General features: G+C 56.5%; 17 protein-coding genes and 7 pseudogenes. 4 read left to right on the top strand and 20 right to left on the bottom strand.

The window, feature by feature from the left end; genetic code table 11:
- Positions 1-65 precede the first annotated feature (65 nt).
- The 9 genes and pseudogenes from pheT to AC0L7U_RS14080 all read right to left on the bottom strand — a co-directional run bounded on the left by pheT (position 66) and on the right by AC0L7U_RS14080 (position 11,411).
- A pseudogene (gene pheT, locus AC0L7U_RS14040) lies at positions 66-2,487 on the bottom strand (phenylalanine--tRNA ligase subunit beta).
- A gap of 87 nt (positions 2,488-2,574) precedes the next feature.
- A pseudogene (pheS, locus tag AC0L7U_RS14045) lies at positions 2,575-3,658 on the bottom strand (phenylalanine--tRNA ligase subunit alpha).
- Positions 3,659-4,148: 490 nt separating this feature from the next.
- Positions 4,149-4,652 (bottom strand): LysR substrate-binding domain-containing protein, encoded by a 504-nt coding sequence (locus AC0L7U_RS14050; protein ID WP_473695836.1) that lies wholly within the window; start codon positions 4,650-4,652, stop codon positions 4,149-4,151.
- Entirely contained in the window at positions 4,552-4,956 is a 405-nt protein-coding gene (locus tag AC0L7U_RS14055; RefSeq protein WP_473691548.1) for a LysR family transcriptional regulator, read from the bottom strand. Before AC0L7U_RS14055 ends, AC0L7U_RS14050 begins: the two co-directional genes overlap by 101 nt.
- A gap of 310 nt (positions 4,957-5,266) precedes the next feature.
- Positions 5,267-6,343 carry a peptidoglycan-binding domain-containing protein gene (locus AC0L7U_RS14060; protein WP_473691550.1) on the bottom strand — a complete coding sequence of 359 codons (1,077 nt, stop codon included), beginning with the start codon at positions 6,341-6,343 and terminating at the stop codon, positions 5,267-5,269.
- Between the two features lie 179 nt (positions 6,344-6,522).
- Positions 6,523-7,101 carry a PhnA domain-containing protein gene (locus AC0L7U_RS14065; protein WP_473691552.1) on the bottom strand — a complete coding sequence of 193 codons (579 nt, stop codon included), beginning with the start codon at positions 7,099-7,101 and terminating at the stop codon, positions 6,523-6,525.
- Positions 7,102-7,195: 94 nt separating this feature from the next.
- Positions 7,196-9,002: pseudogene (gene lepA / locus AC0L7U_RS14070) on the bottom strand (translation elongation factor 4).
- Between the two features lie 282 nt (positions 9,003-9,284).
- The gene (gene mepA, locus AC0L7U_RS14075; RefSeq protein WP_473691554.1) at positions 9,285-10,229 is read right to left on the bottom strand and encodes a penicillin-insensitive murein endopeptidase; all 945 of its coding nucleotides are present in this window, start codon (positions 10,227-10,229) and stop codon (positions 9,285-9,287) included.
- 111 nt (positions 10,230-10,340) lie between these two features.
- Positions 10,341-11,411 carry a patatin-like phospholipase family protein gene (locus AC0L7U_RS14080; protein ID WP_473691556.1) on the bottom strand — a complete coding sequence of 357 codons (1,071 nt, stop codon included), beginning with the start codon at positions 11,409-11,411 and terminating at the stop codon, positions 10,341-10,343.
- 286 nt (positions 11,412-11,697) lie between these two features.
- Between AC0L7U_RS14080 and AC0L7U_RS14085 the strand changes: the two are divergent.
- Positions 11,698-12,745 (top strand): annotated as a pseudogene (locus AC0L7U_RS14085) (M42 family metallopeptidase).
- A 23-nt stretch (positions 12,746-12,768) separates the two neighbouring features.
- On the opposite strand, the gene AC0L7U_RS14090 reads toward AC0L7U_RS14085, so the two are convergent.
- From AC0L7U_RS14090 to AC0L7U_RS14125, 8 genes and pseudogenes are all read right to left on the bottom strand, one after another.
- A complete protein-coding gene (locus tag AC0L7U_RS14090) occupies positions 12,769-13,362 on the bottom strand; it encodes a hypothetical protein (RefSeq protein WP_473691558.1) in 594 nt (197 codons plus the stop codon).
- 250 nt (positions 13,363-13,612) lie between these two features.
- Positions 13,613-13,813, bottom strand: coding sequence for a cold-shock protein (locus tag AC0L7U_RS14095; protein ID WP_473691559.1), 201 nt, complete (start codon positions 13,811-13,813; stop codon positions 13,613-13,615).
- Between the two features lie 192 nt (positions 13,814-14,005).
- Positions 14,006-15,697, bottom strand: coding sequence for a methyl-accepting chemotaxis protein (locus AC0L7U_RS14100; protein ID WP_473691561.1), 1,692 nt, complete (start codon positions 15,695-15,697; stop codon positions 14,006-14,008).
- A 26-nt stretch (positions 15,698-15,723) separates the two neighbouring features.
- Positions 15,724-16,347 carry a hypothetical protein gene (locus AC0L7U_RS14105; protein WP_473691562.1) on the bottom strand — a complete coding sequence of 208 codons (624 nt, stop codon included), beginning with the start codon at positions 16,345-16,347 and terminating at the stop codon, positions 15,724-15,726.
- Between the two features lie 134 nt (positions 16,348-16,481).
- Positions 16,482-17,343 (bottom strand): annotated as a pseudogene (locus AC0L7U_RS14110) (SDR family oxidoreductase).
- Positions 17,344-17,353: 10 nt separating this feature from the next.
- Positions 17,354-18,190 (bottom strand): TrmH family RNA methyltransferase, encoded by an 837-nt coding sequence (locus AC0L7U_RS14115; protein ID WP_473691564.1) that lies wholly within the window; start codon positions 18,188-18,190, stop codon positions 17,354-17,356.
- On the bottom strand, positions 18,187-18,576 hold the full coding sequence (locus AC0L7U_RS14120) for a hypothetical protein (protein WP_473691566.1): 390 nt from the start codon (positions 18,574-18,576) through the stop codon (positions 18,187-18,189). The genes AC0L7U_RS14115 and AC0L7U_RS14120 overlap by 4 nt, the downstream gene beginning before the upstream one ends.
- Positions 18,563-19,159, bottom strand: coding sequence for a hypothetical protein (locus AC0L7U_RS14125; RefSeq protein ID WP_473691568.1), 597 nt, complete (start codon positions 19,157-19,159; stop codon positions 18,563-18,565). The genes AC0L7U_RS14120 and AC0L7U_RS14125 overlap by 14 nt, the downstream gene beginning before the upstream one ends.
- A gap of 182 nt (positions 19,160-19,341) precedes the next feature.
- On the opposite strand from AC0L7U_RS14125, the gene AC0L7U_RS14130 reads away from it, so the two are divergent.
- A complete protein-coding gene (locus tag AC0L7U_RS14130; protein WP_473691569.1) occupies positions 19,342-19,476 on the top strand; it encodes a hypothetical protein in 135 nt (44 codons plus the stop codon).
- Positions 19,477-19,562: 86 nt separating this feature from the next.
- On the opposite strand, the gene AC0L7U_RS14135 is transcribed toward AC0L7U_RS14130, so the two are convergent.
- Positions 19,563-22,004: a methyl-accepting chemotaxis protein gene (locus AC0L7U_RS14135; protein ID WP_473691571.1), complete on the bottom strand. Its 2,442-nt coding sequence runs from the start codon at positions 22,002-22,004 to the stop codon at positions 19,563-19,565.
- 314 nt (positions 22,005-22,318) lie between these two features.
- Positions 22,319-23,079 (bottom strand): annotated as a pseudogene (locus tag AC0L7U_RS14140) (SDR family NAD(P)-dependent oxidoreductase).
- 128 nt (positions 23,080-23,207) lie between these two features.
- Between AC0L7U_RS14140 and AC0L7U_RS14145 the strand changes: the two are divergent.
- On the top strand, positions 23,208-23,459 hold the full coding sequence (locus tag AC0L7U_RS14145) for a (2Fe-2S)-binding protein (protein ID WP_473691573.1): 252 nt from the start codon (positions 23,208-23,210) through the stop codon (positions 23,457-23,459).
- A gap of 172 nt (positions 23,460-23,631) precedes the next feature.
- A pseudogene (gene bfr, locus AC0L7U_RS14150) lies at positions 23,632-24,119 on the top strand (bacterioferritin).
- 117 nt (positions 24,120-24,236) lie between these two features.
- On the opposite strand, the gene AC0L7U_RS14155 reads toward bfr, so the two are convergent.
- Positions 24,237-25,115 carry a hypothetical protein gene (locus AC0L7U_RS14155; RefSeq protein ID WP_473691574.1) on the bottom strand — a complete coding sequence of 293 codons (879 nt, stop codon included), beginning with the start codon at positions 25,113-25,115 and terminating at the stop codon, positions 24,237-24,239.
- Between the last annotated feature and the right edge of the window lie 48 nt (positions 25,116-25,163).

The following is a 25,163-nucleotide window of genomic DNA, read 5'->3' on the forward strand; positions in this document are numbered from 1 at the left end:
CATAAAAAAGCTCTCCGGACAGCCTGTGCCCGGAGAGCAGAATTTCAGTTACGCATGCGTCTGGATCAGCCGCGCAAGGTGCCGTTGGTTGCTTTTTCAACGGTGGCAATGATCCTCTTTGCCACGGCGTCGATTTCCTCATCCGTCAAGGTCTTCTTGAGGGGCTGCAACGTCACGTCGATGGCGAGAGACTTCTCGTCCTCGCCGATGCCTTTGCCCTCATAGACGTCAAAGAGCGTCACGTCGGTGATCAGCGCCTTGTCGGCCCCACGTGCGGCCTTCAGAAGTGTTTCTGCCGAAACATCCTTCTTGACGACGAAAGCGAAGTCGCGTCGCACGGGCATCAGGTCAGAGACGTTGCGCGCTCCCTTGGACTTGCCGCCTTTGCCCTTTGGCTGAGGAATGGCATCGAGGAAGATCTCGAAGGCCACCAGCGGACCGGAAATGTCCAACTGCGCCAGAATGCGTGGGTGGATTTCACCGAAAATGGCCAGAGTGTTCTTCGGGCCAAGCTTCAGTGTGCCAGAGCGGCCCGGGTGGAAATAGCCGGGAGCATCGGTGAAGACCTGTAGCTTGTCGACAGGAGCGCCAACCGCAGCAAGAGCGGATAGCGCATCCGCCTTCACGTCGAAGACATCAACAGAGCCTGCGCTTTGTGACCAATGGCGGCCAGACCCGGACAGCTTTGCCGTTCCACGACGAACGCCGGTGGCCACATTGTGCTGGTCACCTGTACTGATCGCCTGCAAACACCTGCCCGATTTCAAAAAGGGCAACATCCGAATAGCCGCGATCTGCATTGCGCTGGGCGGCGGTCAACAGGCCGGGCAGAAGGCTTGGCCGCATGTCCGACATTTCAACGGAGATCGGATTGGCAAGTTTCAGGCTGGGGTGGCCGCCGCCGAAGGTCTCTGCCAACGTTTTGGAAACAAAGGACCATAGGTCACGGCTTCGTTCATGCCACGCGATGCCAGCGCCCGCCGTGCCTTGTTGCGGCGCAACTGTGTCGTCGTGAGCACCTTGTGCGCAACGCTGCCCAGTCGTGGTAACGGAGTTGAAACAACACGGTCAAGACCGATGATGCGGACGACTTCTTCCACAATATCAGCTTTGCCATGCACATCAGGTCGCCAGCTTGGCGGCGCCACCTTGACCACATCGCCAGAGCCGGACAGCCAAAAGCCAAGGGCGCGCAGCGTCACGTTGATTTCTGCGGGTGTGACATTGACGCCAGCCAACCGCTTCACTTCCGCATAGGGGAAGTCGATGGTCGTGCTGGTGTCCGGAACTTCGCCGGCCAGGGTGAGCTGAGACGCTTCCCCGCCGCAGATGTCCAGCACCAGACGGGTTGCCTCTTCAAGTCCCGGCAGCATGTAGGTTGGATCGACTCCGCGTTCGAACCGGTAGCGTGCATCGGTGCTCACACCCAACTTGCGGCCGGTGGACGCGATGTTGTTTTCGTCCCACAGGGCGGATTCGATCAGCACATCGGTTGTGGCTTCATCACAGCCGCTGGCCTCGCCACCAAGGATCCCTGCGAGGCTCTCGACGCCGTTTTCGTCGGCGATGACACACATGCTGTCATCCAGCGTGTAGCTCTTGCCGTTCAGGCCTGCGATTTCTTCGCCGGTCCTGGCGACGGCGCACGACAAGATTGCCAGAAACCTTGGCGGCATCGAAAACATGTAGTGGGCGACCCTGGTCAAACGTCATGTAGTTGGTCATGTCGACCAGCGCGTTGATCGGACGCAGGCCAATGGCGCGCAGGCGGTCCTGCATCCACTTGGGGGCAGGGCCGTTCTTGACGCCTTTGACGAGCCGCAGGCCAAACGCCTTGCACAGCGGATCCGTGTCGCCGAAGTCCAGCGTAACGGACGTTGGGCAAGGGAAGGAAGCAGGCGCGGGTGTGTGGTCGCGCTCCTTCAGTTTGCCAAGTCCGGCGGCCGCCAGATCACGGGCGATACCATAGACGCCGGTGCAATCCGGGCGGTTCGGTGTCAGGCCGATTTCGATGACAACATCATCAACGCCTGCGTATGTGGCGAAACTCTCGCCGACCGGTGCGTCTGCGGGGAGATCAATGATGCCATTGTGTTCGTCGGACAGTTCCAGTTCGCGCTCTGAACACATCATGCCGAAGCTTTCGACATCGCGGATCTTGCCGATGGACAAGGTGATGTCGAGGCCCGGCACATAATCGCCCGGACGGCCCAGAACGCCAACCAATCCAGCGCGCGCATTAGGTGCGCCGCAAACGATCTGAACGGGTTCACCGTCGCCGGTGTCGACTTTCAGAACCTGAAGGCGGTCGGCATTCGGATGCTGTTCGGCGCTGATGACCTTGGCAATGCGGAAGGGCGCAAGCTTGGCGGCAGGATCTGTGACCTCTTCCACCTCAAGGCCGATCAGTGTCAGCTTTTCAAGGATCTCGTCGAGGCTGGCCTCAGTCTCCAGATGGTCCTTCAACCAGGATAGGGTGAATTTCATCGTGATGCTCTTTGTGTTTCAGCGGTGTCGCAGGACACCAAAATCTTCAAGACATGGGTGGGAGTTTGAAGCCCATCCGTTGAGGCGTCAGTTCGACAGGCCACCGAACAGCGTCGGCAGGTCGAGGGGACGGAAGCCGTAATGCTGGATCCAGCGCAGGTCTGCATCGAAGAAGTCGCGCAGGTCCGACATGCCGTATTTCAGCATGGCAATACGGTCGATGCCCATGCCCTGGCGCAAATCCCTGATAGACATCCGGGTCGAGGCCGCAATTGCGGATCACATTGGGATGGACCATGCCGCAGCCTAGGATTTCCAGCCAGTCGTTGCCTTCACCGATCTTCAATTCAGCCCCGGAACGGTCGCACTGAATGTCGACCTCCATGGAGGGCTCAGTGAAGGGAAAGAAGCTCGGACGGAAGCGCATCTTCACGTCTTTGACTTCGAAGAACGCCTTGCAGAACTCTTCCAGAACCCATTTCAGGTGGCCGAAGTGGGCTTCCTTGTCGATGACCAGACCTTCAACCTGGTGGAACATCGGCGTATGCGTCTGATCGCTGTCGCAGCGGTATGTGCGGCCCGGACAGATGACACGAACAGGGGGCGGCGTGTCGCGTAACGTGCGGATCTGGACCGGAGAGGTATGGGTGCGCAACAGCAGACGATTGCCGTCTTCTTTTTCGTCGAAGAAGAATGTGTCGTGCATTTCACGCGCCGGGTGGCCTTCCGGGAAGTTCAACGCGGTGAAGTTCAGCTCATCGGTTTCGATGTCCGGCCCTTCCGCAATGGAAAAGCCCATGTCGGAGAAGATAGCCGTCAGTTCGTCAACCACCTGGCTGACCGGGTGAATGCGTCCGGTTTCCAGCGGCGAGGGGCGCAACGGCAGCGTCACGTCGACGCTTTCGCTGGCAAGACGCGCTTCAAGAGCCGCCTCGGCCAGAACATCCTTTCGGGCGGACAAGGCATCACCGATGCGTACCTTGAGGCCGTTCAACAGCGGGCCCATGGTCTGGCGCTCTTCGGGGCTCATCTTGCCGAGCGTTTTCATCTGCTCCGAGATGCTGCCCTTTTTGCCGAGAGCGGACACGCGGATCTCTTCCAGAGCCGTTTCATCGGAGGCGGCATCAATCGCCGCCAGAAGGTCGTTTTCGAGGTTTGTCAGGTCGGACATTTGAGCTCAATAGGTCATGCAGCGCGCAAGGCGCGAGTGAAGATCAGAAGAATTCGAAGGGTCTTTTAGCAGAAATGCTCTGCAAGGGAACGGTTGGAAGCCAAAACTTGCGGTTTCATTGCAAAACCTGAGGGTGAGGCTTCAGCCGTCCAGCCCGATAAATCGTCCGCAGGCGGGGCCCTGACGGGTCAGAAAGCGGCAAAAGGTCAATGTCATGCGGACAGAGCGCCTGCTCTGCGGTGCACGTGGCCATGGCTGGCTCTTGTCCATTGGTTGCTGCATCTGGATCATCATGGCCGGAACCATACAAGGGACTGGCGGAATGGCAAGCGCTTGTTCGCGCAAACCTGTGCCATGACTGTCTGTTGTTTGACTTGCAGGCGCATCAATCGGTCCATGCGATATTGGTGATCAGCGTTTTGGGGAGTTCTTCTTTCAACCAGGCTGGCGAAAAGCTTTTGCGCTCGTGAGGGGACCGCCAACTGGCTGGTCAGCATCCAGTAGAACTGACCGGTCTTTGAGCGAATGGGAAAAGGGCAGACGATCTGTCCCGCGTTGAGGGCGTGCTGCGCCAAAGTATCCTGCATGCCAGAAATACGCCCTGACCAGCGATTGCCGCGTCCAGACACAAAGCGGCATCGGAAAAGCTGATATCGCTCGTGATCGGAATATGTGTCAGTCGGGCTCGTTGGAGCCACGGCGTCCAGTGGTCCGGCTGGCCGTCGTCGATAATGATGGGAACGCTGCTCAGGTCTGCTGGTTTCCGCAATGTCGTTGCGACGGCCGGACTGCACACGGGAAACAGATATTGCGGGATAAGCCTGACAGCTTTCGCAGCCGGATAAGGCCCTTTGCCGACCCGAATGCAGACATCGACATCGGAGGTGTTGGGGTCAACCAGTCGTGCATTCGAGTCCAGCCGAACACGAATGCCGGGGTTTGCCCGTGAAAATCGTTTCAGGTTCCAGACCAGCCACTTGCCTGCCAGGGACAGGGGCTGCTGAGACGATCAACGTGTCATCCCGCCCACGCTGGCTCATGGCGACAGCCTCGGAGAGGGCCGTCATGCCGACACTCAACCGCTCTTGAACCAGGCGACCGGCGGGTGTCAGCATCAGGCCTTTCGGGTGGCGCTCGAACAGGGCGAGTCCCAATTGGTGCTCGGTTTTCTGAATCTGCTGGCTCACAGCGCCGGAGGTAACACCCAGTTCTTCCGCCGCAGCCTTCAAGGTGCCGAGCCGACCAACGGTCTCAGCAGCCCGCAATCCGCTCAAATGGATTCGGTTGAGGTTTTTCATATAGAAAAGCTAAATTAGAATGGAGGCAATGTCGATTTCATTTTCTTTTGAAAAAACTATGTTACGAACATGGAAAACACTGTTCTAGACTTTAGAAAAACAATAGTTCGACTCTGGGGCCGGTTGATGCAAAAGAGTATTGAGGCAGATTGGCAGTCCGACGATCAGGACCCTTTCGCAGTGCCCGAGGTGCGCAACATGGATCTACGGGCGCTGGGCGATCTGCCTTTCCCGCGTAAGTGAGATTGCGTTGATCTGCGAGGGGCCGTCCAGAACGACCTCGCCCGCAATCGCCTCGACTGTGCAGACCTCAGCTTTGTGGCACTGCCTTCTCGCTGTCCACCGTGATGCGGTGGATCTGAGAGATCGACAGATAACCATTCGGCGCAAGACCAACGGTTTTCTGCCAGTCACGGATGGCCGCGCGAGTGTGTCGTCCGAAGACCCCATCAATGCCGTGGGTGTTGAAGCCCATCTTTGTCAGTCGACGTTGCAGATCACGACGCAGCATGGGGGCAAGGACAACGCCTTCTGTGGCGGGTGAGCCGTCCTGAAGTGCGGTTTCAGGCGCCGTGGGTGTCGTCGTCGAAGTCCGTGCGGTGGCCAGCACGAGATTGGCGTCAGTTGATGTTGTTGTTATTCTCATGGGCCCCGGTGAAACGGCAAGCGTCGGCATAGCGGAGGCTGGCGTCGAGGGGGAGGTGACAAGGGTGGCGATCTCAGTAGCCTTGATGTGTTGCAGGCGAGCCTTCGCAACACCTGAAAATGTGCCTTCCGGGAATTTCTCAAGATAGGCGCGATATTCATCGGCCGAGCCGCCGGTCTGCACGGCGGTCCAAAGCGTCACTTCCTGTTCCCAGGCGAGTTTGGGATCCTTGACGAGTATCTTATGCGCCACAGTCTTTGATGTTGTTGCTACCTGTCCCTCGGCAGCGAAACTTCCATCCCGTGTCGTCAGCGTGGCAGACTGCGGCTGGATCATGGGATCGCCGGTCACCGGCAAGGCTTTTGTCAGCGGCGATCCATCCGTAAATCCGTTCTTGATGGCTGCCAGAATGCTGTCGTTCGGATGACCCGCGCAACCGTTCCAGATCAACTGGTCCAGACTGTCAATGAATGTCGGGTCAAAACGATAGGACGTGCCTTCTTCAGAGGACAGGTAGCCGTTGACCCATAGCGCAATGAGATGTGCCGACGTGCGCGCTTCGTCTGAGTAAGAGCTTTTGATTTCTTTGTACTCAGCGCAAGACAGATGGTCGACACCTGTCGCAATGCCGTGCTGGCTGGAATAAAACAGAAGATCTGCCCCAGCATGGGTCGAAGATCCCGCTTGGAAATAGAAAAAGAACGTTGAAAGCGCCAAAAACAGGCGGAATACGTGCCTCATAATTGTCAGACCCCCAGTCTATCTAACAAGAACGGCTAAAAATAAATGTCTTAACGAAACGTTAACGTCAAATGTCCAAGGGGGTCAAGGCGCACAAATACATATAACCTTAGCGATGACATCACCTCTTGGTGTGGCTAGGTTGCCTCGCCATCTTTCTGGAGGCGGCAGCGAAGGCGTCAGGCTTTCTTGACGTATTCCGTCAGGATGACAATTCGCTGGCCTTCAACACGGCCCTCAATATGCGCGGGATTGTCGGCAACCAGCGAAATATTGCGCACGGCTGTACCGCGTTTGGCGGTGAAATTCGCTCCCTTGACCTTCAAGTCCTTGATCAGCGTTACCGTGTCGCCAGCCGCCAAAATCGCTCCATACGTATCGGTGTGCTGGACGGCGTCCGAAACAGTCTCGGGTGTATCTGCCTGAGCCCAGGCGAGAGTCTCCTCGTCCAGATAGATCATGTCGAAAAGATCTTGCGCCCACGTCTCTTGTGTCTTGAGCCGGGTCAACATGCGCCATGCCATCACTTGCACCGCAGGCACCTGGCTCCAGGCGCTTTCTTGCAGACCATGCCAGTCGTGGGGCTGAAGGTCGGACTCTCCTGAAATCTGGGCACGACAGGTGGCACAGGCCAGCACGGCCATCTCAGCCGCGCCGTCGGCGTTTGGCCCAACGGGCAGGGGTGCCAGATCCGTCTGGCTGCCACAGAGTTCGCAAACGGTGCCGGCGCGGCCGATCAGATCAGTTTCAAGGCTCATGCGATCATGTCTCGGAAAGGTTGGTCATAGTGGATTGGCAGGCGTGACGTCATGGGCAAAGGAAAAGGGACAGGAGTTTTCCTGTCCCTTTGTCTCAATCATCCATCTTGAGCGCCTGGATGAAGGCTTCCTGCGGAATCTCCACCTTGCCGAACTGGCGCATTTTCTTTTTACCGGCCTTCTGTTTTTCCAGAAGCTTGCGCTTTCGGGTTGCATCGCCGCCATAACATTTGGCGGTGACGTCCTTGCGCAGCGCGGCAATCGTTTCACGGGCAATTACACGTCCGCCAAGAGCAGCCTGAATCGGGATCTTGAACATGTGCCGCGGGATCAGATCCTTCAGCTTTTCACACATGGCACGACCACGACGCTCGGCCTGCGAGCGGTGAACCAGCACGGATAGCGCGTCAACAGGCTCATCGTTCACAAGGATCGACATCTTGACGAGATCGCCCGCCCGGTAGTCGGATATTTGATAGTCGAAGGAGGCATATCCCTTTGAAATCGACTTGAGGCGGTCGTAAAAATCGAACACCACTTCATTGAGCGGCAAATCATAAGACACCATGGCGCGTGAGCCGACGTAGGATAGATCAACCTGAATGCCACGACGTTCCTGAGCACAGTTTCAGGATGCTGCCCAGATAGTCATCCGGTGTCATGATGTTGGCGCGGATCCAGTGTTCCCGGATTTCATCGATCTTGACGATGTCCGGCATGTCAGCCGGATTGTGCAGTTCGATGTCGGTTCCATCGGTCATGGACATTTCATAGACCACCGAAGGGGCGGTCGCGATGAGGTCCAGATTGAATTCGCGGGAAAGGCGTTCCTGAATGATTTCCAGATGCAGCAGGCCCAGTAAACCACAGCGGAAGCCGAAGCCCAGAGCTGCCGATGTTTCCATTTCATAAGAGAAACTGGCGTCGTTCAGGCGCAGCTTGCCCATCGCTGCACGGAGATCTTCAAAATCATTGGCATCGACCGGGAACAACCCGCAGAACACGACCGGCTGTGCAGGTTTGAAGCCTGGAAGGGCCTGCGCACAGGGCTTCTTGTCATGGGTGATGGTATCCCCGACACGTGTGTCGGCAACTTCCTTGATCGACCCGGTAATGACGCCGATCTCGCCGGTGGAGATTTCGTCCACTTGCAGGAATTTCGGCGTCATGACGCCGACCCGATCAACTTCATAGGCAGCACCTGTGCCCATCATCTTGATCTTGTCACCCTTCTTGAGGGAACCGTCGATGATGCGAACCATCACCATGACGCCCAGATAGGTGTCGTACCAACTGTCGACGAGCATCGCTTTTAACGGTGCATCCGGATCTCCGACCGGAGCGGGAAGCTTTTCAACAATGGCTTCGAGCACAGTGTCGACGCCGAAACCGGTCTTGGCCGAGATCATGCAGGCTTCGGAAGCGTCAATGCCGATGACGTCTTCGATCTGTTCCTTGATGCGCTCAGGCTCTGCGGCAGGCAGGTCGACCTTGTTGAGAACGGTAACGATCTCATGGTCCTTGTCGATGGCCTGATAGACGTTGGCCAGGGTCTGCGCTTCCACGCCCTGACTGGCGTCGACCACCAGCAGCGATCCTTCGCAGGCGGCGAGCGAACGGGAGACCTCATAGGCGAAGTCGACGTGGCCCGGGGTGTCGATCAGATTCAGCCGATACTGCTGACCGTCTTTGGCATTGTAGATCAGGCGCACGGTTTGCGCTTTGATCGTGATGCCACGCTCGCGCTCGATATCCATGGAATCGAGGAGCTGTTCGGTCATTTCCCGGTCTGTCACCGTGCCGGTCATCTGGATCAACCGATCGGCAAGAGTGGACTTGCCGTGGTCGATGTGCGCCACGATGGAGAAGTTGCGTATGGTGGAGAGGCTCTTGGTCGTCATTCCGCCCGTTTACCACTGAACCAGCAAAACTCAAAGACGCCAGGACAGGCAAAATCTCGTCTTTCTTGCTTGCGGCAGTCTTTTTCAGAATAAAACTCCGCTTTCCCGTGCTGGCCCGGAGAAGCGGAGCCTGTTCTGCGTTATTCCAGTGGTTCAGTTTGCCTTGAGCACCTGTGTGCAAGCCCTTGGTAGAGCGGACAAGGGCATTGGCTTTTTCTTGACCGGTGGCTTGGTTGGATCCTTGGGCACCCAGGCTCGTCGGAGAGCCACCAGGTCAAAGCCTTAGCCACATCCGTCGCCCGGAGGTGGGGGCGCCTGAGGCTTGCAACTTGTGCTGCCGACCGGACAATTGAGGCGGACGTGAAAGTGGCTGGTGTGACCCCACCATGGGCGGATCTTGCGCAACCAGTCACGGTTGCCGCCGCGCTGCCAGGAGCACAGCTCCTTTTTGATTGCCGGATTGACGAAGATGCGGGCAACGCGCTTGTCCTGCGCGGCTCGACGCACGAGACGTGCGGCTGCCGGGGTCCATTTGGAAGGATCGACCGAGCGGTCGGCGCCCTTCACATCCAGAGGCAGCTTGACCAGTGACACGGCGGACAGTTTCTCACGCTCCTCGTAGCTCATGCGATTTTTCGGCATGGGCGTGAACCAGATGTCTGCATCCAGTCCGATTTGGTGGCTGGCATGGCCGGAGGTCATGGGGCCGCCACGCGGTTGGGACATATCGCCAATCAACAGGCCGTTCCAGCCAAGGGCAGGGGCATCATGCGCCAATGCTTCGATGTAGTTGATCAATACCGGATTACCCCAGTTGCGATTGCGCGACAATCGCATGACTTGCCATGTTGGGCCATCTGCGGGCAGAGCCTCGGCACCGGCCATACAGCCCTTGGCATAAGAGCCGATGGGGCGAGCCGATGCCTTTGTCGGCAGCAGGGCGGCACCAAAATAGTCCTTGGCGGGACGGGTGTAATCTAGATGTGTCAGCGATACCTTGGGAGCTCTTATGCGGCTTGCCGGCTGGTCCTGTTTGTCCTGCGGTACGGGAACAGGCCCGTTTACCGAGCCCGCAGCAGATACGGTTGTCGTCTGATCACCCGGCTTGGCAGAGGGAACAGGGGCTTGCGCCCAGGTCGCGGAGGCGGACAGAAAGGCGCTGGATGCGAATACGGCGCATACAAGGCCAAGACGTCGTCTCGGGTGGTGGTCGATGAGTGTCATCATGAAAGCTACCAAATGTAGGCCTTGTTCTGCAGCGCTGCAGTGCTCGCCATTTCATGGATCACGGCGACACGCTTTCTCTGTCGTGCAGGTGCTGCAGGCACCGTTCGTACCTTACGCCGCCTGAGAGATGCTGGTCAGGTTGTCCGCCACCAGTTCGGCGATTGTATCGAGCGTTCTGGTTTCGGTGCGAATGATTCGGTCTGCGGCATTGTTCAGGTCCATGATATTGCCCGGGCGCGCATTGTCCATGGCTTCGCAATGACCCGGGATTACTCCATCCACTCTGAAATAGTCCACATTACCCAGATCAGCGAACATCAGCTCGGCTTGCCTGCTTGTCGTTTGAGCCTGAGCGTCTGTGACAATTGACAGAAGCGGTGATTGTTTTGACGGCTGGATCCAGCCGAGGGCGCCCCATCCGGTCGTCAGCTCATAGCTGAAGGTGCGGTCGCTTGCATGCCCCGTTCCCAACGACAGGATCACCAGGTCCTCGGTGGCCCACCCAAGACGCCGAGCTTCGGCATAAGCTGTCAATGTCGGGTTATTGTTGAAGATGCTGCCATCGACCAGCAAGTGTTCGTTGTGCCGGGCCAGATTTTCAACGCGGGCCGGTTCGAAGAAGGACGGCATGGCGGTCGTGCCTCTGACGGCTTGCCAGAGATAGTAATTATTGTCGATTTGCCCGGCATCCGCATGCCCGTTGGTCATGACAACCGAGCGCCGCGCTTCAATGTCATAGGCGGTCAGGACAAGCTGGGTCATGGCACTGCTCATCGCTGTCCAGCCGAATTGCGCCTTGAGAATGCGTTCCAGTGCGCGCGCATTATACGTTTCGTCAAAACGCCCGAACGGATTGGAGACCATGCGCACCAGTCGACGTTTGATTGACGGGTCAAAGACTTCACGGGCCTGTTCTTCGTAAAAACGACGCAGGTCGGCGAGGGGCGTGGACGGAATGCCCGTCTTGCCTTTCAGCCTTGGTGGGATCTGTGGCGCCGCCAATGCAGCGGCCGTGAAGCCGCCCGTCGAGGAGCCGCAGATCATGTCGAAACAATCATGCAATGGCATCTGGATGCCTTGCCGGTTGAGACGGCTCACAAGACTTTCAAGGATGCGAACGGGGATGAGGCCGCGAACACCGCCTCCATCGATGGAAAGGATCAAACGCTTTTGTCGAGCCATGGAACTCTCGTTAGTCTGGAACGCACGAACACCTGCGCAGGAAAATACCGAGCAGATCCTCATCCTGTCGGGGAATTGCGACACGCCCGGGGCAGGTGCATTCAGTCTCCTGTGAAGCTGTGGGGAAAACGGGTCGAGAGGGGCTGTCAGAAAATGCAACTTGCGACGCACACGGGCTTTGCTGTGATCACGGGACGAGACAAACCGAGTTCAGCAAAGGGCCTTTTCCAAACCGGATACAATCGCTAGGCTGGAGACCATCAGTCATTAAGGTAATGGACACGTCATGAATATCGATCTGCTTCGCCGCCTTTGCGAAACTCCGGGGGTTCCCGGCCATGAGCACCGCATTCGCAATCTGATCCGCTCGGAAGTTGAAGGTCTGTTTGACGAAGTGACAGTCGATGCCATGGGCTCGTTGTTGTGTCGCCGTGACGCGCGCAAGGAGACCAAAGATGGTGCTCCCGCCAAGAAAGTCATGTTGCTGTGTCACATGGATGAGATCGGCTTCATGGTGTCGCATGTCACCGACAAGGGCTTTCTCTATGTTCAGCCGGTTGGTGGCTTTGATCCGCGCAACCTGTTTTCGCGTCGCGTGCTCGTCTCCACAGATGACGGCGACTACAAGGGGGTGATGAACCCCGGTGGCCGTCCGATTCACATTTCATCGCCCGAAGAACGCAAGAAAATTCCGGAGCCGACGGAATTTATCGTCGATACGGGGCTGGGGGAAGACGCCAAGGACAAGATCCAGGTACGGCGATATGGTCACCATGGATGAGCCGCTGATCGAGATTGGCGAGAAGATCGTGTCCAAGGCTCTTGATAACCGCATTGCCTGCTGGCTTGGTATTGAAGTGATCCGGGCGCTGGGCAAGACCAAGCACACATGCGAAATCCACGTTGCCTTCACCTGTCAGGAAGAGGTCGGTCTGCGCGGTGCGCGTACGGCGGCTTTTGCCATCCAGCCTGACATCGGTTTTGGCGTGGATACGACCCTGTCTTGCGACACGCCGGGTGTACCTGAACAAGATCGCACCACCGAGCAGGGGGAGGGCTTTGGCCTGCACGTCAAGGACAGCAGTTTCATTGCCGATCGTGAGTTGGTCAAGGAAATCGAAGCGCTGGCGAAAAAGGAAAGCATTCCCTTCCAGCGGACTATGCTCAAGGCTGGCGGTCAGGACGGGGCTGCAGCCCAGCAGGCCGCGGCAGGTGCGCGAGCTGTCGGTATTGTCGTGGGCACGCGCTACATTCACACAGTAACGGAAATGATTCATCGCAAGGATCTGAAGGCCGCAAAGGACATCCTTGCTGCCTATCTGAAAAAAGCCTGATTACGCTTTGCCTGCGTGAATGATCAAGCGGTGCCGGCGATCAGATTTCCGATTTGGTTGCCGGTGCCCGCATAAAGCGAGCTGACAGATGCGCTCTGATAGCTCAGGCTGCTGTGGTCGTTGGCCGCCGAAATATTCGAAAGATCGGCCGTGCGCACCGAAAGGCCGGTGTTGCTGTTGTAAGAGGCGCGTTCGATCGAGACGAATTGCGCCGAGATGTCGGTGCCGTTGATTTCACCCTCAATCGTTGTGGTCGAGATGCTGGCGCTCTCATAAGAGACGTTCGCGGCCGTGCTGCTTGTGTCGCTCTGGTCGGTTTGGCCCAGCGCCGACTTCAGCTTCTTGGCGGTGTCCTGATAATCCGAGACACTGGCCAGATCGTCGTCGTCCCCGTCAGTGTCTTCACTGTCGGCCTTGCCTTTTTCGACAGCTTCCTGCAACGCTTTGATGACCACTGCATCATCCTCGGCTTTCTTGGAGGCTGCCTCCAAAACATCACCAGCGGGCGAGCTGCTTGCGTTCGCGTCACTCTCATCTGGGTTGCTCTGACTGGATTGCGCCAGCGACGCAGTCAGAATGCTACTGTTTTGCGTTGTCGTCTGGATGCTCAAGTCCATGGCCTGTGCCTTTCGTCCTGAAACGGTCGTTTGACGCAGGGTCAGAAGTTCGCCTTAACGAAAGGTGAATTTGGCCGGTCAATGGCATGCCGTCCTGTTAGAAAGGCAGCGTGTCAGCTTGTTAGCATCGGCAAAAGCATCAGGACTTGAGACTTGTCCTATGGAGACTATTCCGTAGAGAAGCGCGACACTGCGGCGTGACAACTTTTGCGTTACAGGAGCCGCTTTGAGGCTATGCGCTTCAATAAGACTAGAGGATTTTTAGCTCAGTAATGACGAGACGACCATCTTCCAGTCCCGTCTCATAGGCAACGTGCTGGCCTTCGCGCAGCCGAGGGTGATGTGTGGGACCTGCTTGCATTTCAAACCGGATGATGTGGTCGCCGTCTTCCGGCTCAATGGCACCGATCCCGCTGGTATCGTCGAACCATTTGATATTTCCATGCTCCATGGGGCGTGTGACCTGTTTTATATCATGACGTCTTTTGTTGGCGAAAATGCCGGAATTTCAATGCGGTTTCATGACAGATCGCACAAGTTGGCCTCCGTCTGATCATGCAATCAGACGGAAAACCCCGCGCGATCTCATCGGGCGGGGTTTTGTCTACCATCGCTCTGCATTGCGCTCTGGCGCGGGCCGGGGTTATCCGGCGCGGCGCACCTTTTGCAGGAAGTCGCTCATGGCCTCTTGCAGATGCATGGAGCGGCCATGCAACTGTTCGACAGAGGTTTTCATCTCGGAGCTGAGGACGCCGGTCTTGCTAGCGCCGCTGCTGACTTCCGATATGGCCATGGAAACTGATTTCGTGCCTGTCGCTGCTTCCGAGACATTGGAAGCGATTTCGCTTGTTGCGGCGTTCTGCTGCTCTGTCGACAAGGCCATTTCGGTACTGCGTTCGGCAATGGAACGCACCATTTCTGCAACGCTTGCCGTTGCCGAAATGCTGTCATCGGCGGCAGACCGCATTTCCGAGATGGAAGTCTCGATATCGCTGGTTGCCTTTGACGTTTGTTCTGCCAGGGCCTTCACTTCCGAGGCGACAACCGCAAAGCCCTTGCCTGCTTCGCCCGCGCGCGCAGCCTCGATCGTGGCGTTCAACGCCAGCAGGTTCGTCTGTTCGGCAATGTCATTGATGAGGTTTGTCACATCGCCGATCTTGGCAACCACCTTCTGCAAGGTCGCGACCGCCTGATTGGAGCGCTCCACCTCGTTGGAAGCTTCAGACGCCAGATTGGACGACGCGCCGACCTGAGCATTGATCTCACGAATAGAGGCCGACAGTTCCTCGGTTGCGCTGGCGACGGTATTGACGTTGCTGGTTGCCTGATTAGCCGCTTCACTGACCGACACAGCTTGATGATTGGTGCTGTCCGCAATTTCAAACAAGTTGTCAGATTTTGTCTGCAACTCATCGAGCGCTGCACTCATTTCATTGCTGATGCTCATCACTGTTGCTTCGAATTCGCTCGCAACCTTTTCCAGCTCGGCTTTCTTGTCTACTTCAAGCCGCAGTTGCTGTTCTTTTGTCTCACTCTCAAGGCGGCGGGTCTTGATAAGGTTATCACGGAAAATGGCGAGCGCTGCGGCCACGGCGCCGATCTCATCATTGCGTTTGGCGAATTCGTCTCTGGGGCTGGTATCTCCCTTGGTCAGGTTCTGCGTCATGTCTCGCAGGGTGCTCAACGGACGCGAGATAAGCCGGAAGTTCAGGAAGCCCATGAGTGCGGCGAGACTGACGATGATCAAGGAGCTGACAATCGCTGTCCATTGAATGTTCCGCAGTTCGCGCGTGGCTCTTTCAGTCGCATCAAGACTGTATTTATCGAGCGTCGCCACGAGTGATGATGTCTTTTCCAGAACATCACTCAGGAGGGCTGTCGCGTTCGGGGACAGTTCCATTGCCCGGGCCAGATCAACGGTCTTGGGGTCGCGCATGTTTTCAAATTGCGGGTTGACCAAAACATCCAGCCATTTGTTCCAGGCAATCTCGATCTCTGCAAGACCTGCGGCCGCATCCGTGTCGGCGACATTGTCCATCCGGCTCTTCAAGGTGTTGAGTTCAGCATTGACCTGCTTGCTCAGGTCGATCGAACGGTTCAATTCGTCCCGTTCGCCCGTCAACATGAATTTCTTCGATGTTAGTGCCTGCAAGAAGATATTTTGTTTGAGGTCTTCAGCCTCGGTCGTCAATTTCTTGATCTCGGCGTTTGCCTGCGTCTCGGAGATGACCCCTGCAACGTTGACGATCGAGAGACCTCCTGCGAGCGCTGCGATCAGGGCAAGGCTGAGAAAGGCAAGGGCACCTTTGCGTGTAACGGACCAATTGTTCAACATTCGGATTTTCCTCGTATTCCCTTGCGTTAACTCTGCCCAGCGAAGGCCTTGCGGCGCTGCAGCTCTGTCAGGTTGATTTCAACGGTGGCTGAACCGATTGCCTTGCCACTATCTGGGTCGGCGACCGTCATGTTGAGCTGCGCACGCCAGATCTTGAAATCTTCATCCCACTCGGGCTCATCGATGAAAATCGCATCAGGGGCGACCGAAAAAGTCTTTTGAAACTTGGCTTCGTCTCCCTGCCAATAATCGGAGGTGGGAGCACTTTGGCCCACATTGAGGCCATTCTTGTCCATGACGAAGATTTCGAAATAAAGGCCGACGCTCTTGGCTTGTTCACGGACCAGATAGAGTGACAAGGGAGCGGACAGCGTGGCCGCAATCAGCGGCTTATCCGTGCTTTCGCGCTCGGCCCGCCATTGCTTGTCCAAGGCGTCGATGGTGGCTGAATCCAGTTCACCACGGCGCTGGTTCTGGGTGTCGATCGACAGTTTGACGATGGGGTTAGTCAGCCAATCCTTGACGTGGGCGATCACTGCATCGTCGATCAATTGCTTTGCATCCGGCGCGGGAGGGGCGTCCTGTGCGTTGACGACGGGTGCGAAGCCGATCGCCAACAGCGCGGCCAGACAAGTCAAGAATTTTTTCATGGTCTTCAGCCTTCTCGATATTTGGCTGAAGGATGGCTTGAAATTGATAAAAAACCTTCAATTTATTTGAAATTTTGAATATATATCGATAGTATAGGCATTATTACATAACAATTACACGAAAATACTCGATTTCAAATGTATGAAATTGACAATTCTTTGAGGGCAATTACGTAATTCGGGTAGGTGAACTTATATCCGAGCTGCGTCTTTACCCACTGATTTGAAACACGTTTGTTTTCGCCATAGAAAGAACGGGCCATCGGGCTGAGGTCTGCTGTTTCGAAATCAACAGGGTCTGGCGGCGCTATTCCAAGTAACTCGGCAGCATGTGTCACGAGGTCTTGAGGTGGTGCTGGCAGATCATCCGTGACGTTATAAATACAGGTCTGCGGATCTTGCAGTGTCGCGTCCAGCACACCAGCAATATCAGCGACATGGATACGGTTGAACACTTGGCCGGGTTTGATCAGACGGCGGGCCTTGCCCTTTTTGAAATTCTCGAATGTGTTGCGACCCGGGCCATAGATGCCGGACAAACGCAGGATCGCGACCGGGGCCAGCGTTTGCTGCGCAAATGTTATCCAGGCTGTTTTCTGCGGCGACGCGTTGGATGGAGCGCTTCGAAACGGGCTTGCAGGGTGTCGTCTCATCGACCCAGTCCCCATCGTGATTGCCGTAAACGCCAACGGTCGAAAGATAGGCGACCCATTGCAATGGTAAGGCGGCGAGTGTGTCACCATAGACATTGAGAACGGGATCGCCGCTCTCGTTTGGAGCAATGGAGACAAGGATATGCGTTGCCTGCTGCAAGGCGGTTGCGATGTCGGCGGAATAGGTCTCTCCGTCAAAGAGAAACGCGTCCACGCCGTCTTGGCGTAATTGATCCTGCTTGTCCTGAGAGCGGGTCGTGCCGCCGATCCACTCGAAATGATGACGCGCCTGCTCAATGAAGGCGCGTGAAGAGTACCCGACACCGAAGACGAAAAGACGCATTTGCAACCTGTCAGAGTTCGAGGTGAGGGCGACGGATCTCATAAAGGGCGATGCCGGTGGCAACGGCCAGATTGAGGCTGTCAGCCTGTCCAACTTGCGGAATACGGATCAGTGTTTTGCACACATCGGCTGTCTCTTGCTCAAGCCCCTGCTGCTCGTTGCCCATCACCAGCAAGCATGGTTGCCGATAGGTTGGTGCGCGATAGTCGACGGACCCCTTCAGATGAGTGCCGACCACCGTACCGGGCCATTTGGCGGCAAGTTTCAGGAAGTCATCCTTGCTCATCTTGATGATCGGCACATGGAACAGCGACCCCATGGTGGCGCGCACGGTTTCCACGGCGAAAGGGTCGGTGCAATCGCCCACCAGAATGATACCGGTGGCGCCCGCGGCATCCGCTGTGCGGATGATCGTACCCAGATTGCCCGGATCACGAACCCGGTCCAATGCAATCCAGACGGTGCTGTCCGGCCTGTGCAGATCGGCAGGCGTGCCAAGCTTCTGCTCGTAGACCCCCACAACCATTTGCGGGTTGTCCTTGCGCGTCATCGCGGCCAGAACGGCCGTGTTGACTTCCAGGATCAGAGCTCCGCGAGCCTTGGCAGTGGCCGCGGCCTTCTGGGCGGTGGGATTGTCGCGCGCGTCCGGGCCAACAGCGAGATAGCGCACAGTCCAGCCGGCATTGATCGCGTCGGTTGCCAGTTTCAGTCCCTCGGCCACAAAGAGCCCGGATTGGGCGCGGTGCTTGCGCTGGGCGACCAGCCCTTTGATTTCCTTGACGATCGGGTTCGAATGGCTGGTGACCTGCTTGACCGAGCCGGTACGAGGGGAGGACTGCGTGTTCATCGGCTGCTCCAGCGCGAAAACAGGGACGTAGAGAGGAACCGTGGGCTGGCCTCTTCACTGATGACGAGTTCGCCCGACTCCAGCAGCCCGCCTTGCTTGGACAAGGTCTCTGCCATCAATTCGTGAATGGAGACAAAGCTGGAGCGAATGGCATAGGCCGTCAGGATCATGAATAGAGCATCGTCGGAGAGAAGCTGCCGCAAGTTATCGAGCATTTCCGGCAGGCTCTCATAGATGTCCCAAACCTCGCCCTTTGGGCCACGGCCATACTTTGGCGGGTCGAGAATGATGCCGTCATATTTACTTCCCCGGCGCACTTCACGGGCAACGAATTTTGACGCATCCTCGCAGATCCAGCGGATCGGCTTGTCTTCAAGACCCGACAATTCCTGATTTTCCCGCGCGTAAGTGATGGCTTTTTTGGATGCATCGACATGGGTGACATGTGCGCCGTCGGCGGCGGGCAGCAAAGAGGCCAGTGCCGGTGTAGCCGAACAGGTTGAGGATCTTGAGCTGGCGGCTCTCGGGCTGTGCGTGGTGGGTACGCACCTTTTCGCTGACCCAGTCCCAATGGGCGGCCTGCTCGGGGAAGACGCCGACATGGCGGAAGGACATGAAACGACCAACGTATTTGGCTGCGCCATAGCCCATTTCCCAGGCTTCAGGCGTGTTGCCTTTGAATTTCCACCGGCCCGGGCCTTCTTCATCGGTATCGCCGGTGAAGATCGCGTCGACACGGTTCCACTGCTTGTCGCTCAGGCGGCGTTGCCCCATGGCCTGTGGTTCGGGGCGGTCCACAGTGAAGCGCCCATAGCGTTCCAGCTTGCGGCCCGCGCCCATATCGAGCAGGCGGTAATCCTCCCAGCCCTCTGTTTTCAGAATGACCGGCCACTGCGAGAGGGGGGCTTTTCCGCGAACTGGAAGATCTTTTGAGGGGCCGAGGAATTCGACAAGGGTCTGCTTTCTCATTAAACGGAGGGATGTTGCTGTTCGCATTAATCTGAGTGACGCAATGGGTCAACACAAGACACAGTCTTTCTTGAGGCTTGGCAAAGCGCAAGAGGCTGAGGAGAGAGTTGTTTGGCCCCGCTTTGGGAACGATCTTCCCGCCATGCCGTTTCACACTCAAGAGTGACGGAAGGAGATCCGTAATGGTTGACGACGAAATCGAAAAAACGGAACAGGAAATCGAGGTGGCAGCCGGACGCGGGTTCTTGGGTGGGCCTTATATGTGGGGCTTGATTGTTCTCGCCATCATTATCGTAGTGCTGGCTGTTCTGCGCTGAAACCGGCGACCATGATGCCCAACCAAACAAGGCGCGGACATTGATTGTCCGCGCCTTGTTTGGTTTTTGAAAGCGACCTGCGTTGATCAGGCGGCGGTCACGCCATTCAGGAAACGCTCGACTTCGGACTTGAGCAGTTCTGTCTGTGAGGTCAGGTCGTTGGAGGCTGTCAGAACCATGCTGGCCGACTGGCTCGTCTGATTGACCGCATTGGACAGGTTGCCCATGTTGGCGCTCACTTCATTGGTGCTTCGCGCCGTCATCTGAACGTTTTCCGAAATTTCGTTGGTTGAGGCGCCCTGCTGTTCCACTGCGGCGGCAATGCCGGAGGCGTAGTCATTGACCTCCTCGATGACGCTGGTGATCTCGGAAATCGCATCCACCGAGCCCTTTGTCGCCTGCTGGATCGCAGTGATCTGGCTGGAAATTTCCTCAGTGGCCTTGGCTGTCTGTGCGGCCAGTTCTTTCACTTCTGCTGCAACAACTGCGAAGCCACGACCGGCATCGCCTGCACGCGCTGCCTCAATGGTGGCGTTCAGGGCCAGAAGGTTGGTCTGTTCGGCGATCGCCTGAATGAGGCTGACCACTTCACCGATCTTGGTGGCCGCATCGGCAAGGCCTGTGACCTTTTCGTTGGTCGCATGCATACCGCTTGTGGCTCTGCCTATGACGTCGCTTGTCTGGCTCACACGGCGAGAAATTTCACCGATGGAACTCGCCAATTCTTCCGTCGCACCGGCAACCGATTGCACACTTTGTGCCGCTGTGTTGGTGGCTTCCAGCGTCTGCGAGGAGTGGGAGGAACTCTGCTTGGCAATTTCCGTCAGCGAGTGAGCGGTCTCGTCAAGGCTGTGCGCAGTGGCATCGACCGTCGAGAAGGCACTGGCGGATGCCTCGCGGAAAGTGTTGATCAGCATTTCAATCTGCTGCTGACGCTTCTGCTGGCGCTGATGATCTTCATCGGCCGCCGCCTGAAGCTCACGGCGTTCAATGGCATTGTCCTTGAACACCTGAACCGTTCGGCTCATGGCACCGATTTCATCCTTGCGATCCTGACCGATGACGTCGACTTCCGTGTCGCCGGCAGCGAGGCGGTCCATGATTGCGGTGATCCGGGTTACCGGATGCGAGATCAGCAGGGTCAGGCCGAAACAGACCAGAACGCCGACCAGCAGTGCACCAAGTGTGGCGATCGAGATGGCCCAGAAAGCGGTCTGCGAAACAGTCCGTGTTGCGGCCCCTTGTGCAAAGACGATGTTGGAGATCTGATGCTTCAGGGTCTGAAGCGCGGTATCGTTCTGCGCGATCTTGGCCTTTACCGCTTCGCGGGATGCGGCGAGCTTCTTGAACACGTCACCGAAATTGGTGATCAGCGCCGGCATGGCCTGGATGTCTTTGGTCAGGTCCTGCGGCAAGTTCGGTGTGTTGGACAGTGCGGTTGCTGCATCCGACAGGTTGGATGTCAGTTTTTCGATACCTGCAATGTCCGCGCCGTTCGGGGAATAAAGGAACGAGATCATGTCGGCACGGATTGCCGCAGTGTAGCGCGCGGCCAAGCCTGCCTGATGATCAAGCGAGGACATCAGGGTCAATTGCTTTTCGGCACCGACAGCCTTGGTCAACTCGCTGTTGATCTTCTCAAAAGCGATCAGACGTGCTGCATTGGTTTCCGTCTTCACCATGGTGATGAAGGTGCCGATCTGGCGCTGCTTGGTCTTCTTCTGAAAGAAGTTATGTTCGGTCAACATGTCTGGCAGGGTTGTTGCCAGCTTAGCCAGATTGTCTGCAATGCCCTTGAAGTTGATGGACTTCAACAGGTCGAGGTGTTCACCGTTCAAAGTCTTGACGGTGTCCTGCATCGACTTGATGTCCGCCATGATTTTCTTTTGAACGTCAGCCGTCATGTCGGCTTCGTTGTAGCTGCCAAATGTTCCGAAGCGCTTGTCGAGGCCGACGATGGTTTTCTGAATATGCGACAGGTTCTGTTCAGCCGCTTGGGCGACCTTCTGCAATTCCTGCGCGCCCTTGGCTTCGGAGACAGCCTCTTCTTGTTTTTTGGCTGCCGTATCGCTGACCATTGCGGTGAGCTTGCTGAGTTGCGAGGCCGAATCGAGCAATTCGCTCAAGCTGGCACGCTGGTCGATGACGGTCTTGCTCAAGCTTTCAAAATTATTTTCAAGCTGGGTCGCCAGGTCGCGGGTCGTAGCGAGTTCAGCCTGTGCGCTCTTGTCGATGTTGAGACGCAAGGTGCTCAGGGTCTTGCCCAGCTTTTCAAGCGCTGCGGTGGTCGTTGCAGATGTGTCTTGGCAAGGCTGGCTTAGAAATGCGCTTTGCGCGGCCATCGCCGATTGCAGGTCCACAAGCGATTGGGTCGCCATTTCCGAGGTGTTGGTGCGTTTGGACACACCTGACATGGCAAAGAGACCAACGCCGCCGACAACGGCCAAAAGAAGCAGAATTGCGCCGAAACCTCCGCAAACTTTTAGAACAATTCGCAGGTTCGTGAAAAACCGTTTTACCGACAACATGAATGAGCTCCGACCAAAGAGTGCCTGACTGTTATGAGTAAAAGTGTCGATCACGAGTGAATCTGAGATTAACTTCAGTCACTTCTGTTCTCTAAAGTTTTCATGATCATCGGAAAACCCTCTTGGAATCACTAAGGTGGGTCGGTGCCCGGCTTCGTGAGTCTAATGCCTCCGCTTGACTTGTTGAGTGCTGGAAGGGTGAAAGATATGTTTGATTTTTAAAGAGTATTGGTGAGATTTACAGTAAAAAGCCGACGTCTGGAGACCAGCGTCGGCTTGAAAACGTTTAGGTGGTTTGTAGGTTTTCCACAGGCCTAGACGTGTTGGCCGCCATTGATGTGGATTTCGGACCCGGTGACATAGGACGACGAGGCCGTGCAAAGGAAATAGATTGTTTCTGCGACCTCATCGGGCCGGCCCATACGGCGCAGGGGGATGCCTTCGACGATTTTTTCTGTGCCTTGACGATAAGATCGACGTGTCAATCTCTCCCGGAGCAATGGCGTTCACACGAATGCCGTGCGGTCCGAAATCGGCTGCCATTTCGCGGGTCAACGACGAGAGTGCTGCCTTCGAGGTGGCATAGGCCGTCCCGGCAAATGGATGGACGCGTGATCCGGCGATTGACGTGACGTTGACGATAGAGCCCTGGGTGTTTTTCAATTCCTGAAACAGGCCGCGACCCAGCATGATGGGCGCGAAGAAATTGACCTGAAACACGTCATGCCACATGGACATCTCAGTGGTCAGCGAGATCGGGACGCTCGCCCTTGGGGCCCTTGGGGCTGATGCCCGCATTGTTGATCAGCGCATCCAGTCGACCGCCGTGCGGTTCCAGGCGCTCCTTGATGTCTTCGATCGCGGACAGAAGGCTGTCCGGGTCTGACAGGTCCACTTGAATGTGGTCCTCGGGGCCCATCGGCCATGGGCATTTGTCTGAGAAAGGATGACGAGAGCACGTAATCACGCGCCAGCCCCCGGCGGAGAAGCGCTTGACGGTGGCGTGACCGATGCCACGGCTCGCTCCGGTCAGGACCAGAGTGCGTCGTTCGTCGGCAGAAGATGTGCTTTTCATCGGTTTGGGCCTTGATTGGGAACGTCTTGAGTCATAAAAAGTTGACTCTTGGATGGCACTTTAATTATGCATAGCTGAATTGATTATGCCAGAGTGCTGATCACCGTGAAACAAACAGGTCTCTTTTCATGATTGTTTGCTCTTGTAATGTGCTGTCGGACCGGCAATTGCGCAAGACTGCTGAAGAGATGCGTCAGGACCCGGATGGCAAAGTGCCAACGCCGGGAGCTGTTTTCCGGAAGCTTGGCTGTCGTCCTCGGTGCGGCAATTGTTTTCCGGGCGTTATTCAGCAGATCCACGACGATACGACGCACCAGTCCGCAGACGAGGCAATGCCGTGCTGCCAGATCAAGCAGAAGCTTGCCGCAGCGGTGCGTTGAGGCCGGGTGGTGTTGCCGCTACCTGCCTGCCCGCGACTTCAGGGTCCGGTTTATTTGATCTTCGCTCTCCTGGAAAATTCAGCTTAGTTTAGAACTATTCTATTTTGTGCTTGTGTGCAGGTGTGGAATATGGTCTTCAAGATGCAATGAATTTTAGATGGAGATCACGTCCATGAAGGGCGACACGCGTGTCATCGACTATTTGAACAAGTCGCTACAGCACGAGTTGGCGGTGGTGAACCAGTTCTGGCTTCATTCGCGCCTGTTTGCTGACTGGGGCCATGGGCGTCTTGCCGCCAAGGAAATGGAAGAAAGTCAGGAAGAGCGTGATCATGCCGATCGCCTGATCGACCGGATTATCTTTCTCGGTGGTTCGCCTGAAATGCAAACACTCTCTGAATTGCGGATCGGAACAAGCCTGAAAGATTGCATCGAGTGCGATCTGGCCGCCGAATATGCAGCACAGGCGCTCTACGCAGAGGCCTATAAGGTGTGCGTAGAGGCTGGAGATTATGTCTCCAAGAAGTTGTTTGAAGAACTTCTGGCTGACGAGGAAGGCCATATCGACTTCCCAAAACCCAGTTGGAACTGATCGAACGCATCGGCCTTGATCACTATGCAGAGCTTCAATCTTTGGCTGCTGACTCTGTCGAAGCCTAAGTCAGGCTTTTGTATCACCCATATGGGTGAGGTGCAGAATGTTGAAATGCGCTCCGCCTTTGGGCGAGCGCATTTTTTATTGGGAAGCGCGAGGCGAGGCCTCGGTGTCAGCTCTGATCAGGATCTGGCGGCTTGCGGATAAAACTGAGCGGCAGGCGATCTGGTGTGTAGTCTTGGCTGTCCTCGGCGGCCTGTGTCCAATGGAACTCCGTGATCGACAGCACGCACCGGCGCGTAGCGTGCAGCAAGGGTGAAATCCGCTTGCGTTGCTGCAAAGGCGATATAGCCCTTCTCGCGTCTCCATTCCCTTTTGTCTTCCGGGGCTGCCTCCAGCTTTTCCGAAGCTTCAGCCATGTCTTCGCGGAATTCATCGAGATCGCTTTGCAGAAATCCGAAACCAGACGTATCGAGCTTGCTATGTTTGAACATCTCCCGAACCAGTGGCTCCAGTGATTTCAGCCCGAGATCCGCGATGGCCGTGAGCCAGGTTCCCCAGATCATTGGCTCATCATTCTCAGATACAAGCACCGGAAACTGCCGCAACTTGTCCGCAGCACGGAACATCTGAAACCGCCCCTCTATGACTTCATGGATCCAGGCGCGCATGAAGGCATCGCGGATGATCCAGTCGGTGTGTGGGTCGATGATCTGCGACCAGAGGGCATCGGCCTTGAAGGCAGAAAGCCCCATCAAGGCGCGGGGAAGCGTATCGCCGATGGCGTCGCCAAAAATTGACGCAGCACGCCGTTCATCGCCCGTCAGCAACGTAATCAGCGGGTCGAAAGCGTCAGCCACTTTGAGCGCCCCCAACAGGTGTACGCTGTAGAAAAGTGCCAGCGGTTCGTTGAGGCTGATCGGTAAACCCCGAGCGGCACGGCCCAGCAATTCAAGTGCTGGGGGAATGCTGATTTCGGGCTTTTCCAGATGGCGCTGCAAAGAGTGCCACGGAAGAGTGGATCGGTCCGCCAACGATCTGACAAAGAATTCGCGGTCCATTTTCCCGGCCCCATGGCAAAATAAAAGATCTTAGAACGTCACGACCAG

The organism is Roseibium sp. 10G30-5 (assembly GCF_055809635.1).

Excerpts from the sequence above, each read along its gene's own strand:
- AC0L7U_RS14055 (WP_473691548.1), bottom strand. The coding sequence starts at position 4,956 with ATGAAAAACCTCAACCGAATCCATTTGAGCGGATTGCGGGCTGCTGAG.
- AC0L7U_RS14060 (WP_473691550.1), bottom strand. The coding sequence starts at position 6,343 with ATGAGGCACGTATTCCGCCTGTTTTTGGCGCTTTCAACGTTCTTTTTC.
- AC0L7U_RS14065 (WP_473691552.1), bottom strand. The coding sequence starts at position 7,101 with ATGAGCCTTGAAACTGATCTGATCGGCCGCGCCGGCACCGTTTGCGAA.
- mepA (WP_473691554.1), bottom strand. The coding sequence starts at position 10,229 with ATGATGACACTCATCGACCACCACCCGAGACGACGTCTTGGCCTTGTA.
- AC0L7U_RS14080 (WP_473691556.1), bottom strand. The coding sequence starts at position 11,411 with ATGGCTCGACAAAAGCGTTTGATCCTTTCCATCGATGGAGGCGGTGTT.
- AC0L7U_RS14090 (WP_473691558.1), bottom strand. The coding sequence starts at position 13,362 with ATGGACTTGAGCATCCAGACGACAACGCAAAACAGTAGCATTCTGACT.
- AC0L7U_RS14095 (WP_473691559.1), bottom strand. The coding sequence starts at position 13,813 with ATGGAGCATGGAAATATCAAATGGTTCGACGATACCAGCGGGATCGGT.
- AC0L7U_RS14100 (WP_473691561.1), bottom strand. The coding sequence starts at position 15,697 with ATGTTGAACAATTGGTCCGTTACACGCAAAGGTGCCCTTGCCTTTCTC.
- AC0L7U_RS14105 (WP_473691562.1), bottom strand. The coding sequence starts at position 16,347 with ATGAAAAAATTCTTGACTTGTCTGGCCGCGCTGTTGGCGATCGGCTTC.
- AC0L7U_RS14115 (WP_473691564.1), bottom strand. The coding sequence starts at position 18,190 with ATGAACACGCAGTCCTCCCCTCGTACCGGCTCGGTCAAGCAGGTCACC.
- AC0L7U_RS14125 (WP_473691568.1), bottom strand. The coding sequence starts at position 19,159 with ATGAGAAAGCAGACCCTTGTCGAATTCCTCGGCCCCTCAAAAGATCTT.
- AC0L7U_RS14130 (WP_473691569.1), top strand. The coding sequence starts at position 19,342 with ATGGTTGACGACGAAATCGAAAAAACGGAACAGGAAATCGAGGTGGCA.
- AC0L7U_RS14135 (WP_473691571.1), bottom strand. The coding sequence starts at position 22,004 with ATGTTGTCGGTAAAACGGTTTTTCACGAACCTGCGAATTGTTCTAAAA.
- AC0L7U_RS14145 (WP_473691573.1), top strand. The coding sequence starts at position 23,208 with ATGATTGTTTGCTCTTGTAATGTGCTGTCGGACCGGCAATTGCGCAAG.
- AC0L7U_RS14155 (WP_473691574.1), bottom strand. The coding sequence starts at position 25,115 with ATGGACCGCGAATTCTTTGTCAGATCGTTGGCGGACCGATCCACTCTT.